The organism is Streptomyces sp. NPDC006283 (assembly GCF_040613325.1).
Taxonomy (GTDB): Bacteria; Actinomycetota; Actinomycetes; order Streptomycetales; family Streptomycetaceae; genus Streptomyces.
In genome coordinates this window covers 24,575-38,561 of the sequence record NZ_JBEXRZ010000056.1, presented here as the reverse complement: position 1 = coordinate 38,561, position 13,987 = coordinate 24,575, and the positions used below count along the sequence as shown (strand labels likewise).

The window sequence follows — 13,987 nt, the reverse complement described above, 5'->3', positions numbered from 1 at the left end:
CGCGCCCCCCCCCATGGCTGGGGGGCCGTGGGGCCGCCCCTTTTGGCCCGCTTTTGGCGCCCCCCGGGGCCCCGCGGGGCCGGTTCCGAAGGGAACCGGCCCGGGGCCGCCGGTCACAGCTGGTCGCTGCGGCGTTCCGTCAGGCTGTACGTGCGGGCGATGGAGTTCCACAGGGGCGAGGCCTCGTTCTTCGCCTTCGTCGCCTCACCGCTCGCCTTGTTGGCCTGCACGGTCTGGGCGGTGCCGCGGGCCCTGCCGCCCTTGCAGCCCTTCTTGCCCTTGACCTGCTCCGCCCACGCCGCGTAGTGGTCGTCGGCCGACGCCGACGCCTGCCACGCCTTCGTCAGCGACGCGGTCAGCGCGGCGTGGTTCGGCAGCTTGTCCACGCTCAGGGCGCCCAGCCTGGTCACCAGGTCGCGTCGCTGCTGCGCCGCGCCCTTCAGGTCCGCGGCGGCCTGGTCCAAGTTCTTGCAGACCTTGATGTTCTCCACGGAACGGATGACCGCGGCACGGCTGTTGTTGCTGTCCGCGAGAAGCTTGTCCAGCTCCTTGGCCTGCGGCTCCGCCGGATCGGCCGGCTGCGTGGCGGGGGCGGTGTCACTGGGCGCCGGGGAGTCGGCGGCGACGTTCTTGTCCGGGCCCGGGTCCTTCTTGTCGTCCCCGCCGCTGAACATGACCGCACCGACACCGAGCCCGAGCACTGCGCAACCGATGACGAGCGCGGCGACCACCGGCGCGGTGGACCGGCGGCGCGGCTCGGGGTCGGGGTCGTACTGCGGCTCGTAGCGGGCCTGCTGATGACCGGGCGCCGGCGGCTGTTCCCCGAAGCGGGGCATCTGCTGGGTGGCGTCGGCCGGCTGGGGGCCTGAGCCCTCCGAACGGAACAGGCTGTCGAACTCGGCCGGCGGCTGCCGGTCGCCGGGAGCACCCGGCCGGATGCCGAACGGCGCACCGGCGGGAGCGGGCGGCACGGCCCCGGGGGCGCTGCCGCCGGGCACGGGGGCGATGTACTGCGTCGCGTCGGCGTCGGAGCCCTGGGGTGCGCCCTGCCTGCTGCCGCCTCCGTGGCCCAGCGGCCCGGTGCCGAGGAAGGTGGTCGACTCGGCGGGCATCTCGGGCGGCAGCGCACCGGGCGCGACGGGAGCACCGGACGCGACGGGCGGGATGTACTGCGTGGCGTCGGAGTCCGCCGCCGGCGCGGCGCCCTGAGGCGGCAGACCGTGGCCCTGCTGTGGCGGGAGCGCGCCCTGCGGCGCCTGCTGTGCGTACGCGTTCTGGGGGAACTGCCCCTGGGCAGCGGCCCCGTGGGGTGCGTGGGGCGTCGGCTGGGCCTGGGGCGCCTGGGGCGCCTGCGGGGGCAACGCGCCTGCGGGAACTGTCGAAGCGGGTGCGCCGTGGGGGAACTGGCCCTGCTGGGGCGCCCCTTGAGGGGCGTGCGAGTTCTGGTACGGGCCGGCGGGGGCACCCGGCTGGGGCAGCGGCTGCGCGTGCACGCCGTGCTGCGGGGCCGGCCCCTGCGGCGGCGTCCCGTCGCCGGGGTAGCCGTAGCCGCCGGCCTGCGCCGGGCCGCCCGGGTAGCCGTAGCCACCGGCCTGCGCCGGGGCGCCCGGATAACCCTGACCCTCAGGAGCCTGGCCGCCGGGGTAGCCGTACCCGGGCTGTGCCGCGCCGCCGGGGTAGCCGTAGCCCGGCCCCTGGGGCGCCTGGGGCGCCGGCTGCTGCGGTCCCCATGGCTCGCCCCAGGGCTGCCCACCCGCCGGAGCCGGCTGCGCGCCCGGCGCGCCGGGTATCAAGGGCTCGCTGCCGTCGGCGGGCAGCACGACGCCTTCGTACGCGGGCCGCGCGGCGGGAAGCCGCTGCTCGTCACCCTGTCCGCTGTGCGTCACCGGGACTCCTACGTGTGGACCTACGGAATCGTCGGTTCACGCTACCGGGTGCTCGGAGTGCTCCGCACACACGCACCGGAGCAGTAACAAGATGCGGACACAACTCGCTGCTCATGACCGGCAGACAACCGTTGAGGACGCTGAACCGTAACCTCCGTCACCCTTGTCCCGTCCGTCACGCGGCTGTCTCATCCGTCACGCGGCCGCCCGCAGCTCCAGCCGCGCGGTGAACTCCCTGACCGCGGGCTCCTGCGCGTACGGCTCCAGCCGCAGCTGCAGGTTCTCCAGATACTCCGCGCCCCTGCTGGAGCGCACGGTGTCCAGCAGTTCGACCGCGCGCGTGCCGGTGTAGCAGGCCTGTTCCACCTCGCGCTGCTGCACCTGGGCGGAGGCCAGCAGGACCAGGCCGATGGCACGACGCCTCGTACGCGACTCCGGGTGGCCGTCCAGCGCGTCCGCGGCATGCCGGGCGGCGGTCTCCGCCTCGCCGAGGTCGCGGTAGCAGTGCGCCAGCTCGTCGGCCAGGTACGCATGATCGAAGTGGGCGATCCAGTCGGGGTCGTCGCCCGCGCCCGGCTCGGCCCGCTCCAGCGCGGCGACCGCCCTGCCCGCCACCTCGTGACAGGTGCGGGCGTCCCCGAGCAGGGCGTGCCCGCGGGCCTCCGCCGCGTGGAACATCGCCTCCACCCTCGGCGTGACCCGGCCCCGCGTGCCTTCCTGCGCTGCCCGCGCGAGCTGCGCGATCTCGCGCGGATTGCCGAGCTCGGCGGCGAGGTGGCTCATGGAGGCGGCCAGGACGTATCCGCCGTAACCTCGGTCGCCCGCGGCCTGCGCGAGCCGCAGCGCCTGGATGTAGTACCGCTGGGCGAGCCCGGGCTGGCCGGTGTCCACGGCCATGTAGCCCGCGAGCTCGGTCAGCCGCGCGACCGCCGCGAACAGCTCCCGGCCGACGGCCTCGCGGTACGAACCGGACAGCAGCCCGGCGACCACGCTGTTCAGGTAGTGCACGAGGACCGGCCGGACGTGTCCGCTGCCGAAGCGGTGGTCCATCTCGGTCAGTGCCGCCGTCATCGCGCGGACCGCCTCGACGTCCGAGACGCCGACCCGCGCGCCGGCCGTGCGCGCCACCTGGGGGTCCGCGCCGGTGATCAGCCAGTCGCGGCTGGGCTCGACGAGAGCCGAGGCGGCGACCGCCGAGCCCGACAGGAAGTCGCGGCGGCCCACATCGCTGCGCCACAGCTCGCAGACCTGCTCGATCGCTCCCGGCACCGTCGGCGCGAACCGCAGGCCGACGCCGGTGGCGAGGTTCTTCCCGTTCGCCATGCCGATCTCGCCGATGGTCACCGTGCGGCCGAGCTTGCGGCCGAGTGCCTCCGCGATGATGCCCGGCGCACGGCCGCGCGGCTGCTGGCCGCGCAGCCAGCGCGCCACGGACGTCTTGTCGTAGCGCAGGTCCACGCCCCGCTCCGAGCCGACCATGTTGACGCGCCGGGCCAACCCGGCGTTCGAGCATCCGGCTTCCTGAATGAGCGCCTGCAACCGTTCGTTCGGCTGGCGGGCGACGAGAGGCCTGGCTGCCATGAACTACCCCCTGGTGCCGCGATGATCAATGAGTTGATCACTGCCCGGCTGATTTATGGAGAATGCAGAATTGGTCGGGTTGGTTCCTTTTCGCGTCGTACGGGCCCGGGCCCGCTGGTCGCGGCGGCCGAGCCTCCGTGCTGTTCGCGTCGCAGGGCCGACTCCCTTCCACCGGCCCGCGATCGTCCCCCCGCACTGGTTACCCGCCCGTCGCGGCATTGCCCCGCGCGCGCCCCCGGCCGTGCACCCGTGCGCCCCACGTGCAGGATCGATGCTCCACCGCCCACCGCATCACGCCCCGTAACCCGAGGTTGCGGCGGTAGTTGAGTGTGTCGTGGAAGAGACCATGGGAGTCACGGAAGCCGCACAGATCCCCCAGCAGCGAGGGGAGCAGCTGCTGGACAGCGCCGTGCGGTACGCGGAAGAGCGGCACTGGGACGTGTTCCCCGGCACCTGGCTGGAGGCCGTCGAAGGCACGGAACGCTGCTCGTGCGGCGACACGGCCTGCCCCCTGCCCGGCGCGCACGCGGCCCGGCCGGACTGGGCGAACCAGGCGACCGGCAGCGCCACGGCCGCGCGCAGACTGTGGTCGAAGCAGCCGAAGGCGTCGATCCTGCTGCCCACCGGCCGTACCTTCGACGCCCTCGACGTCCCGGAGTCGGCCGGCTTCCTCGCCCTGGCGCGCATGGAGCGGATGGATCTCCCCCTCGGCCCGGTGACCTGCACGCCCGACCGCCGGATGCTGTTCTTCGTGCTGCCGGGCGCGGCACTCAAGGCCCCCGACCTGATCAGGAAACTGGGCTGGGCGCCGAGCTCCCTCGATGTGGTCGCACGCGGCGAGGGCCACTACGTCGCCGCCCCGCCGACCCGGGTCGGCGGCCACGGCGCGGTGCAGTGGGCTCGCCGCCCCACCCCCGCCAACCGCTGGCTCCCGGACGCGGAAGAGCTGATCAGCCCCGTCGCGTACGCCTGCGGCAGGGAAGCGGCCGCGGCACGGGTGCGCAGGGCGTAAGCCCGCCGTTGCCGCCCGGGCACCGCCGCCCGTTGCCACCGGGGGCGGACCGGCCCGGCGAGGCGTCCGTAGGGTGGACCCGTACACCAGTACAGGAGTGCCGTACCGGGCACGCACGGGGACACCGAAGGGCGCAGAAGCACATGCCGGAACAGGTGGTTGACGAGGCAGGCGGGACCGAGACGGGCGGAGCACGAACGGCACCGCCCGCCGTGCACGTCGAGGGGCTGTGGAAGAGGTTCGGCGAGCAGGTCGCCGTAGCGGGGATCGACGTGACGCTGCCCGCCGGCAGTTTCATCGGACTCGTCGGCCCGAACGGCGCGGGCAAGACGACGACCCTGTCGATGATCACCGGCCTGCTCCGGCCGGACCAGGGCCGGGTCCTGGTCGCCGGGCACGACGTGTGGCGCGACCCGGTCGAGGTCAAGTCCCGTATCGGCGTCCTGCCGGAGGGCCTGCGGCTCTTCGAGCGCCTTTCGGGGCGTGAACTGCTCGCCTACAACGGCCGGTTGCGCGGCCTGCCCGGCGAAGAGGTCGACAAGCGCGCGGGCCAGCTGCTGGACGTACTGGACCTGGCGGGCGCGCAGCACAAGCTGGTCGTCGACTACTCGACCGGCATGCGCAAGAAGATCGGGCTGGCGGCGGCGCTGCTGCACAACCCCGAGGTGCTCTTCCTCGACGAGCCGTTCGAGGGCGTCGACCCGGTGTCCGCCCAGACGATCCGCGGGGTGCTCGAGCGGTACACCGCCTCCGGGGCGACCGTCGTCTTCTCCAGCCATGTGATGGAGCTGGTCGAGTCGCTGTGCGACTGGGTGGCGGTGATGGCGGCCGGCACCATCCGCGCGCAGGGCCCGCTGGCCGAGGTGCGCGGCGACGCCCCGTCGCTGCAGGCAGCGTTCCTGGAACTGGTCGGCGCACAGGGCCGGGACAGCGGCGAGTCGCTGGACTGGCTCGGCGGCGGTGCACGTTGAGTACGGCGTCACTGACCTCCGTCTTCGTCCGGCTGAAGCTGTCGCTGCTGCGCAACGGGCTGCGCCGGTCCTCGGGCCGCCGGGCCGCGTACATCGTCTCCATGGTCCTCGTGCTGCTGTTCGCGGCTCTCCAGCTGCTGGGACTGGTCCTGCTGCGCGGCAACGAGCACGCCGCGTCGCTCGTCGTCCCCCTGACAGGGCTGCTGGCCCTCGGCTGGGCGGTGCTGCCCCTGTTCTTCCCGAGCGGCGACGAGACCCTCGACCCGACGCGTCTGGTGATGCTGCCGCTGCGGCCGGGGCCGCTGGTGACGGCGCTGCTCGTCGCGTCGCTCGTGGGCATCGGGCCGCTGTTCACGCTCTGCGTGGCGGTGGGCACGGCGTTCGCGCTCTCCCACGGCGCCTTCGCGCTGATCGTGTCGGTCGTCGCCGTCCCGCTCACCCTGCTCGTCTGCCTGGCACTGGCCCGGGCGGTCGCCGCGGCCAACATCCGGCTGCTCACCTCACGCAAGGGCCGCGACCTGGCAGTGCTCAGCGGCCTGGTGGTCGCGGTGGGCATCCAGTTCGTGAACTTCGGCATGCAGCGCCTCGGTGACGCGGGCGGGCTCGCGGCACTGGCCCCGGCGGCGGCGATCGTGCGGTGGGTGCCGCCGGCGTCCGCGATCGGCGCGGTGGACTCGGCGAGCGACAGCGCGTACGGCGCCGCGCTCGCCCAACTCGCCCTGTCGGCCCTTGCGCTCGTGCTGCTGCTGCGCGCATGGCGGCGCAGTCTCACGAAGCTGATGACCGCCCCGGACGGATCGACGCTCGCGGCGGCCTCGGAACCGACCCGCAAGGCGTCCTCCTCCGGACTGCACGAGCTGCTGCCAAAGGGCCGCACGGGAGCGGTGATGCAGCGCGCCCTGCGGTACATCTGGCGCGACCCGAAGACGAAGGGCGCGTGGGTCACGTCCCTGGCGATCGGGCTCATCGTGCCGATCTTCAACGCCCTGCAGGGCACCGGCTCGATCTACTTCGCCTGCTTCGCCGCCGGAATGCTCGGCATGATGATGTACAACCAGTTCGGCCAGGACACCTCGGCCTTCTGGATGGTGGCGCTGACGATCTCCTCGACGCGCGACGCGTACGCCGAACTACGGGCGCGGGCACTCGCGCTGCTGCTGATCACCGTGCCGTACATGGCGCTGGTGTCGGTGCTGACGGCGGCGGCGCTCGACCGCCTGCACGACCTTCCGGAGGTACTGGGCCTGTCGTTCGCCGTGCTGGGCGCGATGGTGGCGTCCGGCGCGGTGGCGTCGGCGCGCTTCCCGTACTCGATCCCGCAGGACAGCGCGTACAAGAACGTCGCCCCGGGGCAGGGCGGGCTCGCCTGGCTCTCCATCTTCGGCGGGATGCTGCTGACAGCGCTGTTGTGTACCCCGGTGATCGCCCTCACCATCTGGCTGAACGCCTCTGCCGGTTCCGGTTCCGGGACACAGTGGCTGCCCCTGCCGGTGGGCGCGGCGTACGGCGCGCTGCTGGCGTGGGCGGGCGTACGGCTCGCGGCGCCGCAGACGGCGAGGCGGCTGCCGGAGATCTTGACAGCGGTCAGCAAGGGGTGACCGACCCGACACGGTGGGTGCCCGTACGGTGAAGTAGCGTCGTGTCCATGTCGACGCCGCCGAACCCGTACGGGCAGCAGCCGCATCCGTACGGGCAGCCGCAGTACCCGCAGCAATCGCCGTACCCCCAGCAGCAACCCGGGTATCCGCAGCAGCAAGCCCCGTACCCGCAGCCGGGCTACGGGCAGCAGCAGCCCTACCCGGGGGCGGGCGGCGGCTGGGGCAACCCCTTGCCCTACGCTCCGCCGGTCCCGCCGCCGAAGCGCAAGAACCGCACCGGCCTGACCATCTCCCTCGCGTTCGGACTCGTCGCGCTGATCCTCGGCCTGGCCTGGTTCGGCAACCGCGACTCCGGTTCACCGGGCGGCGGCGAAAGCAGCTTCCCGGCGGCCGAGTACCGGCTCACAGCACCGGAGACGCTGCTCGACGGCACGTACGAGCTGGCCGACGACCAGTCCGCGGAGCGGCAGAAGCAGCTGGAGTCCTCCACCGTCGACGAGTCCAACATCCGTGACCCGAAGGCCACGGTGGCGCAGTACACCTCGGCTTCCGAGGGCGGCGTCCTTGTCATCTCCGGTATGCACGGCCGCATCAAGGACCCGGACACCGCCCGCGAGAGCATCCTCAGGGGCGCGGCCGGAGCCGACGGCTCCGCACTCGCCGTACCGGCGAAGGACTTCACGCCCGCAGGGTCGGAGGTCACGATCACCTGTCAGGTCGTCACGATGGACCAGACGGGCGGCGGCACGGCACCTCTCCCCATCTGCGCCTGGGCGGACGACAACACGAACGCCTCGGTCACCCTCGTCACGGACGGGACGGCGAAGAAGTCACCGGAGGCCATCGACCTCGAGTCGGCGGCAGCGACGGCGGCCAAGGTCCGCGAGGAGATCCGCCGGCCGCTGAACTGACCTACGCTCCGGCGGCGGGCAGGTCGGCGTCGCAGAAGACGCACACGAAGTCGCCCTCGCGGACGATGTTGAGTTCGTCGCATCCGGTGCAGCGCCGGAAAACGATCTCGTGCGTGAACCGGTCCGGTCGTGCGACCCCGGCACGGTCGAGGGCCGCGGCCACGGACGGCCGGCATTCGGGGTCGGGGCAGTAGCCGGTGGACTGGTTGCTGACCTCGGCCACCTCCCAGCGGCCCGCCACCCGGCGGAAGGCCACCTCGCCGGCCGCCGCCACGCTCCCCCGCAGACTGCCGGTCCGTCGGCCGTCACCGGCGTCTCACCTTCCGTTCATGACGCCACGGCGAACCCCGGTGGTTCGGTCCGTCACGGCGTCAACGCACCGTCCAGGAAAGGCTCGATGGCCGTGCGCCAGCCGGCCGGGCAGTCGTAGTGGACCAGGTGGCCGGCCTCGGAGACCTCGCCGTACTGGCCGCGAGGCAGGACGCGGACCATTTCCTGGGCCTCCGCGCGGCCCAGTTCGCCGTCGAGGCCGCGGACCACCAGGGTGGGGCAGCGGACCTGGGCCAGTTCCTCCCAGTGGGCGTCGTGGACCCATGTCTCGCGTGAAATGAGCATCTGGCGACGGGAGAACACCGGCCGCCAGCCGTCGGCGCACTCCGCCATCACCTCGGCGAAGAACTCCCCACGGGACGCGTTCGGCCGCTCCACCCAGGGGTCGTCCTCGCCGAACCACTTGCGGACGTCGGCCAGGGTCGCGAACGGGACGGGCCACGAGCGGAACCAGTCCTCCCATTCGCGCTGCGACGCCGCCCCCAGCGCCGAGGCGCGCATGTCGCAGATGATCAGGGCCCCGACCAGGTCCGGGCGCTTGGCCGCCAACTGCCAGGCCGTCAGGGCGCCCATCGCATGGCCGATCAAGGTCACCGGCGCGAGGCCGAGTTGTTCGATCGCGGCCTCCGCGTCCGCCACGTACGCCTCGCGCCCGTACGGGCCGTCGGCCGGCTTGTCGCTGCGGCCGTGGCCGCGCTGGTCGAGCGCGACCGCGCGGTGCCGCTCGCTGAGCCAGCGGGCCGTGGACGCCCAGTGCGAGGCGCGGCCCATCAGTCCATGGAGCAATAAGACTTTGGGGGCCTGTTCCCCCTCGCCGCGGCCCTTCGGCGGGTCCGCGAACTCCCAGGCAGCCAGGCGTACACCGCCTGCTCCGGTCACATCGATGCGCCGCACCATTCGGCCTGGCACCCCCTTCTCTCCCCCGAGTCGGGCCGGCTCCTCACGAGCCCCGTGTAGAACACTGTCAGACTATCGAACCTGTATTCGAAAACGCGGTTCTGCCGCGCAACACCCCTCAATCGAGTGACCATCCTGGGGGATTGACCGGCGCTGCCGGGGGGAGATCTTCTGCGGGAGGCGGGCCGCTCGGGGAAAACGGTCCGACGGGATTGACCCTGAGAGCTCGGGGCTCCGGGTCAGCACAGGGGAGGACAAGTCCCGGCGCCCTCGGGCGCCGGGACTCCTCCATGTCGGGGAGTCCCCGCAGAGACGGCGCCGCGGCAGACGGCTCCGGATGCGGCACGGGATGCGGCATGCCGCAGGGCGTGGCGACGGCCGCGCCGGGCACGACCCGTCAGGCGAAAAGCCGCGCATGCGTTCGCGCAGGTCGACGAGCGAGACGTCGCGTGGGCGTTCGCTCCGGTTTACGCGCGGGGCGCACGACAGGCGCATCACGCGGTTCCCTCCCCCCAGCCTTCGGCGGGGACCCCACCCCCGACCGTGGTCATATGCCTCAGCCACAGGGTGGCACGCGATTCGCCCGGGCGCTGCCATTCCGGGCGGAAAACGGTTTCGGCCACGGGAATTCCGCCCCGGTCCGGCCACCTCCGACCGCATCCGGCCGCCGCCGAAGCAAAGGCGCCCCCGGGGGGCACGTAAGCGAACGGCCCCGCCCCCACCGACAGGCGGGGGCGGGGCCGTCACGGCGAGAACCGAGGCGCGGAGCCGTCAGGCCTGCCGCTTCGCGACGAAGACGTGCGAGGCCACCTCCACCGCCAGCTCCGCCGCCTCACCGCTGCTGCCCACGAGCACCCCGCCGGCCGATTCCGTCACGCTCACCACGGAACCGGGCTGCACGCCTGCCCGCCGCAGCGTGTACATCAGCTGGGCGTCGGTCTGGATCGGCTCCCCGATCCGGCGGACGACCACCGTCTTGCCGTCCGTACCCGGGTCCAGCTCCGCCAACGAGACCATGCTGTCGTCCAGGAACGGGTCGGCCTCCGCCTTCTCGCCCAGCTCCTCCAGGCCCGGGATCGGGTTCCCGTACGGCGACTCCGTCGGATGACGCAGCAGTTCGAGCACGCGCCGCTCCACCGCCTCGCTCATCACGTGCTCCCAGCGGCACGCCTCCGCGTGGACCTGCTCCCACTCCAGGCCGATCACGTCGACGAGCAGACACTCGGCGAGCCGGTGCTTGCGCATCACGCGCGTGGCGAGCCGACGGCCCTCCTGCGTCAGCTCCAGGTGCCGGTCGCCCGCGACCGTCACCAGACCGTCGCGCTCCATGCGCGCCACGGTCTGGCTGACCGTCGGACCGCTCTGGTCGAGCCGCTCCGCGATCCGGGCCCGCATGGGCACCACACCTTCCTCCTCGAGCTCGAGGATGGTGCGGAGATACATCTCCGTCGTGTCGATCAGTCCGGACATACGTGCCCCTCGATGCTGTGACGTGAAAGTCGTGCGCTGGCCCCGGCTCAATTCTTGCGCATCGCGCCGACAACCGTGCCGTGCCCGCTCCGGCCCTGTATTGACAGGGCAATGGTCCAGACCGCAACGTGATCCGCGACACGGGTACCACCGGTACTCCTCACCCCTGCGGAAAGGGCTCGGCGATGAGCGAGAGCAAGCTGGCCGGTCAGTTCTTCGACGCCGCGATCGGTCTGCTGCAGCACGTACGGGACGAGGAGTCCGCGCACGTCGCGGCAGCCGGTACCGCCATCGCCGACACCGTCGCCTCGGGCGGCCGGCTCTTCGCTTTCGGCGCGGGCCACTCCTCCCTCCCCGCGCAGGACGTCGTCTACCGGGCGGGCGGCCTGGCCCTGATGAACCTGCTCGCCGTCCCGGGCGTGGTCGGCGTCGACGTCATGCCCGCCACTCTCGGCTCCGCGCTGGAGCGCGTGGACGGCCTCGCCGGGGTGGTGCTCGATTCCAGTCCGGCCCGCGCGGGAGACCTGCTGGTGATCATCTCCCTGTCGGGCCGCAACCCCCTGCCCGTCGAGATGGCCATGAACGCCCGGGCGCTCGGTCTCACCGTGATCGGCGTGACATCGGTCGCGTACGCGCAGGAGACGAAGTCCCGGCACGCGTCGGGCACGTTCCTCAAGGATCACTGCGACATCGTGCTCGACTCCCATATCGCCGTCGGTGACGCGGAACTGACGCACGGGAAGATCGAGGCCCCGTTCGCCCCGGCGTCGACCGTCGTGACCAGCGCTCTGATGCAGGCGACGATGGCCGCGGCCGCGGAACAGCTCGCCGAACGCGGCATCGAACCGCCGCTGCTCCGCTCGGGCAACGTGGACGGCGGCCACGAGTGGAACGGCCGCGTGATGGACGAGTACGGCGACCGCATCTTCTTCCGTCACTGACGCCCCGCGGGCGCGGGCCTGCTGCACGCGGATCGACTGCGCGCGCGGCACGACAGCCTCGGCACGGTCACATGGCGCGCGACGGCCACGCCCCCGCAGCGCGGGCCGACCGCCGCGGAACGGCCCGCACCCGAGGCAGCCGCCCAGGCGACAGCAGCGCTCGGGACCGCGGCACGCGAAACCGCCCCTCGCCGCGAAAAGACCGCGACGCCGGGCGGCCGCGCGCGGCGGTCAGTCGCTCGTCAGCTGCGCCAGGTCCAGCGCCGCCGCGGCGAGCACCGCGACGCTCTCCGCGTACACCGCGTCCGGGCGCTCGAACGCGGGTCTTGCCGCGCCCCGGAGGAAGGTCACCACGCCCAGGGTCCGGCCGCGGCAGCGCAGTACCGTGCACAGCGCATGGGCCGCGTCCCTCGGCCACCGGCGCTGCTCCGCCCAGTCCCCGGGCGTGCCCGTCGCGCCGCAGCTCGCCCGGACCGAGCCGGCCCGCTCCATGGCCTGGAACACCGGGTGGCCGGGCGCGTAGCGCACCGGCAGGCCGCCGCCCGCCGGCCCCGCGCACGGCCCGGGCGCCCCCGCGGGCGACGCGGCTGCCCGCACCAGACGCTCACCGCCGGCCTCTGCCACGTCGAGCAGCACATGATCGGCGAAGCCCGCCAGCGCGAAGTCGAGGTAGGCAGTCGCCGCCTCCATCGGGTCCTCGCACTCCGCGGCCGCCCGGCCCGCACGGTGCAGCTGACTGGACCGGAACCGCAACCGGTCGGCCTCCTGCTCGGCCAGCTTGGCGTCCGTCACGTCGTGGAAGAGCCACCCCACACCGAGCGGAACCGGCTCCTCCGCCAGCGGCGAGGCCAGCCTCAGGAACCCGCTGCGCCAGCAGCGCCGTTGCGGCTGCCCGTCTGCCGTGGCGACGACCACCCACAGATCCATGAGCCCTCGTGGGGCCCCCTCCGCCAGCACATGGTGCAGCGCGCCCTCGAGCTCCTCCACGCCCTGCTCCAGCAGCTCGCCGAGCGGCCGCCCCAGCGCGGACGAGCGCCCCGCGCCGAGCGCGCGGGCCGCCTCCCCGTTGACGACCGCCGGCCGCAGATCCACGTCGACCAGTACGACACCCCACGACGCGTCGTCGAAGAGCGCCTCGCTCAGCGCGATGGACCGCTCCAGGTCGATCTGCGCGTGCACCTCGCTGAAGGCGCAGTACACCCCCGCGGGCCTGCCGTCCGCGCCGAGCACCCGCGCCGACTGGGTCCGTACGAGCACCCGCCCGCCGTCCTTGCGCAGCAGCGCGAACTCGTGCACCTGCCGACCCGGCACGGACATCGCGCCCATCAGGCGCGCCTGCACGTCGTCGGCGTCGGCACTGCGCACGGCCCAGCCGGCGAAGCCCCGCCGCCCCACCGCCTCCTGCGCCGACCACCCGAGGATCCGCTCCGCCTCACGGTTCCAGTGCGTCACGACCCCGCCGGCGTCGAACGCGCACAGCGCGGCGTCCATCCCGTCGAGCAGCGCCGCGAGCAGATCTGCCCCGTGCGGCCCCGGCTCGGGGCCTCCCGCGTCGAGCTCGTCGGTGATCTCACTCCTGGAAGCACTCATCCCGGCACCCCCTGCAGGACGTGTCCACGTGCGCCGATGCACCTCAAGTCCTGGCACCTCAGATCATTGAACGCGAACGTGACCCAGAACACACAGTGTTTCGTGAAATCCCGGCGTCGAAGATTCGAAGCCGTCCGAAACCGCAGGTCATCCGGGGTGCCGTCGGTTGCCCGCGTGCCCGCGCCCAGGAACTCGAGAAAAAGGGGTTGATCCGCCCGGAAGCAGTACCTAGGGTCGTTTCCACGCTCAGAAAGGAGGTGATCCGGAAGTGATTTCTTACCGGACAAGCGAGGTGGCTGCGGGCTAACGGCCTGCCGTCGCACTCTGTGCACCTCGGCAGGTCGCCTGCCGAAAACCCAAGCAGTCACCCGACCCGTGGGCCGCCGGTAAGTCCGGCCGGCTCCCTCCGTCCGGACGGAGGGACCAAGGCCCACGGGTCGTCTGCGTTTCCGGCCCGTCCGCGTGACCGCCGGGCGCCCGTGCGCTGCGACCTGGCCTCCCCTGTTCCCGCTGCTGTCGGACATGGACGCGCGGCTCTCGGCGGCGCTGCGGCTGCCGACCTTCCGCGCCGGGCCGTCGCTGCGGCTGAAGCGGGCCGTGCTGGTCGTGGGCCGGGAGCGCACGGTGCGGCACGTGCAGTTCCCGGGACGGACACCCCGCGGCGGTGGAGGCCGCGCTGCGGACGCGCAGGAGCTCCGGACGGCGCCTGCGCCTGGCGAGACCCCGGACGGGCCCGGCGAGGCCCTGGGACGGACAGCCCCGGACGCGCGGACAGCCCCGGACGCCCGGACAGGCCCCAG

At 73.0% G+C, this 13,987-nt stretch carries 11 protein-coding genes and 1 pseudogene; 6 read left to right on the top strand and 6 right to left on the bottom strand.

The window, feature by feature from the left end; all coding sequences use genetic code 11:
• Positions 1 to 113: 113 nt before the first annotated feature.
• Together ABZ070_RS14720 and ABZ070_RS14715 are read right to left on the bottom strand one after the other, a co-directional pair.
• On the bottom strand, positions 114 to 1,886 hold the full coding sequence (locus tag ABZ070_RS14720; RefSeq protein ID WP_356633637.1) for a hypothetical protein: 1,773 nt from the start codon (positions 1,884 to 1,886) through the stop codon (positions 114 to 116).
• A gap of 195 nt (positions 1,887 to 2,081) precedes the next feature.
• Complete coding sequence (locus ABZ070_RS14715; RefSeq protein ID WP_356633635.1) at positions 2,082 to 3,467, bottom strand: transcriptional regulator; 1,386 nt, start codon at positions 3,465 to 3,467, stop codon at positions 2,082 to 2,084.
• 346 nt (positions 3,468 to 3,813) lie between these two features.
• Between ABZ070_RS14715 and ABZ070_RS14710 the strand changes: the two genes are divergently transcribed.
• The 4 genes from ABZ070_RS14710 (at position 3,814) to ABZ070_RS14695 (ending at position 7,959) form a co-directional block, all read left to right on the top strand.
• Positions 3,814 to 4,479 (top strand): bifunctional DNA primase/polymerase, encoded by a 666-nt coding sequence (locus ABZ070_RS14710; RefSeq protein ID WP_356633633.1) that lies wholly within the window; start codon positions 3,814 to 3,816, stop codon positions 4,477 to 4,479.
• A gap of 143 nt (positions 4,480 to 4,622) precedes the next feature.
• On the top strand, positions 4,623 to 5,450 hold the full coding sequence (locus ABZ070_RS14705) for an ABC transporter ATP-binding protein (protein ID WP_356633631.1): 828 nt from the start codon (positions 4,623 to 4,625) through the stop codon (positions 5,448 to 5,450).
• On the top strand, positions 5,447 to 7,048 hold the full coding sequence (locus ABZ070_RS14700; RefSeq protein WP_356633629.1) for a transporter: 1,602 nt from the start codon (positions 5,447 to 5,449) through the stop codon (positions 7,046 to 7,048). Before ABZ070_RS14705 ends, ABZ070_RS14700 begins: the two co-directional genes overlap by 4 nt.
• A 47-nt stretch (positions 7,049 to 7,095) precedes the next feature.
• Positions 7,096 to 7,959, top strand: a complete 864-nt coding sequence (locus ABZ070_RS14695; RefSeq protein WP_356633627.1) for a hypothetical protein — start codon at positions 7,096 to 7,098, stop codon at positions 7,957 to 7,959.
• 1 nt (position 7,960) lies between these two features.
• Here ABZ070_RS14695 and ABZ070_RS14690 read toward each other — a convergent pair whose 3' ends face one another.
• The 3 genes from ABZ070_RS14690 to ABZ070_RS14680 form a co-directional block, all read right to left on the bottom strand.
• On the bottom strand, positions 7,961 to 8,233 hold the full coding sequence (locus ABZ070_RS14690; protein WP_356633625.1) for a hypothetical protein: 273 nt from the start codon (positions 8,231 to 8,233) through the stop codon (positions 7,961 to 7,963).
• An 89-nt stretch (positions 8,234 to 8,322) separates the two neighbouring features.
• On the bottom strand, positions 8,323 to 9,186 hold the full coding sequence (locus tag ABZ070_RS14685) for an alpha/beta hydrolase (protein ID WP_356633645.1): 864 nt from the start codon (positions 9,184 to 9,186) through the stop codon (positions 8,323 to 8,325).
• Between the two features lie 771 nt (positions 9,187 to 9,957).
• Positions 9,958 to 10,656 (bottom strand): metal-dependent transcriptional regulator, encoded by a 699-nt coding sequence (locus ABZ070_RS14680; RefSeq protein ID WP_356633623.1) that lies wholly within the window; start codon positions 10,654 to 10,656, stop codon positions 9,958 to 9,960.
• A gap of 185 nt (positions 10,657 to 10,841) precedes the next feature.
• Here ABZ070_RS14680 and ABZ070_RS14675 point away from each other — a divergent pair, with 185 nt between their 5' ends.
• Entirely contained in the window at positions 10,842 to 11,597 is a 756-nt protein-coding gene (locus ABZ070_RS14675; RefSeq protein WP_356633621.1) for an SIS domain-containing protein, read from the top strand.
• Positions 11,598 to 11,828: 231 nt separating this feature from the next.
• On the opposite strand, the gene ABZ070_RS14670 is transcribed toward ABZ070_RS14675, so the two are convergent.
• Positions 11,829 to 13,187 carry a PAS domain-containing protein gene (locus tag ABZ070_RS14670; protein WP_356633619.1) on the bottom strand — a complete coding sequence of 453 codons (1,359 nt, stop codon included), beginning with the start codon at positions 13,185 to 13,187 and terminating at the stop codon, positions 11,829 to 11,831.
• A 504-nt stretch (positions 13,188 to 13,691) separates the two neighbouring features.
• Here ABZ070_RS14670 and ABZ070_RS14665 point away from each other — a divergent pair.
• Positions 13,692 to 13,832, top strand: a pseudogene (locus ABZ070_RS14665) (HxlR family transcriptional regulator); the annotation flags it as partial.
• Between the last annotated feature and the right edge of the window lie 155 nt (positions 13,833 to 13,987).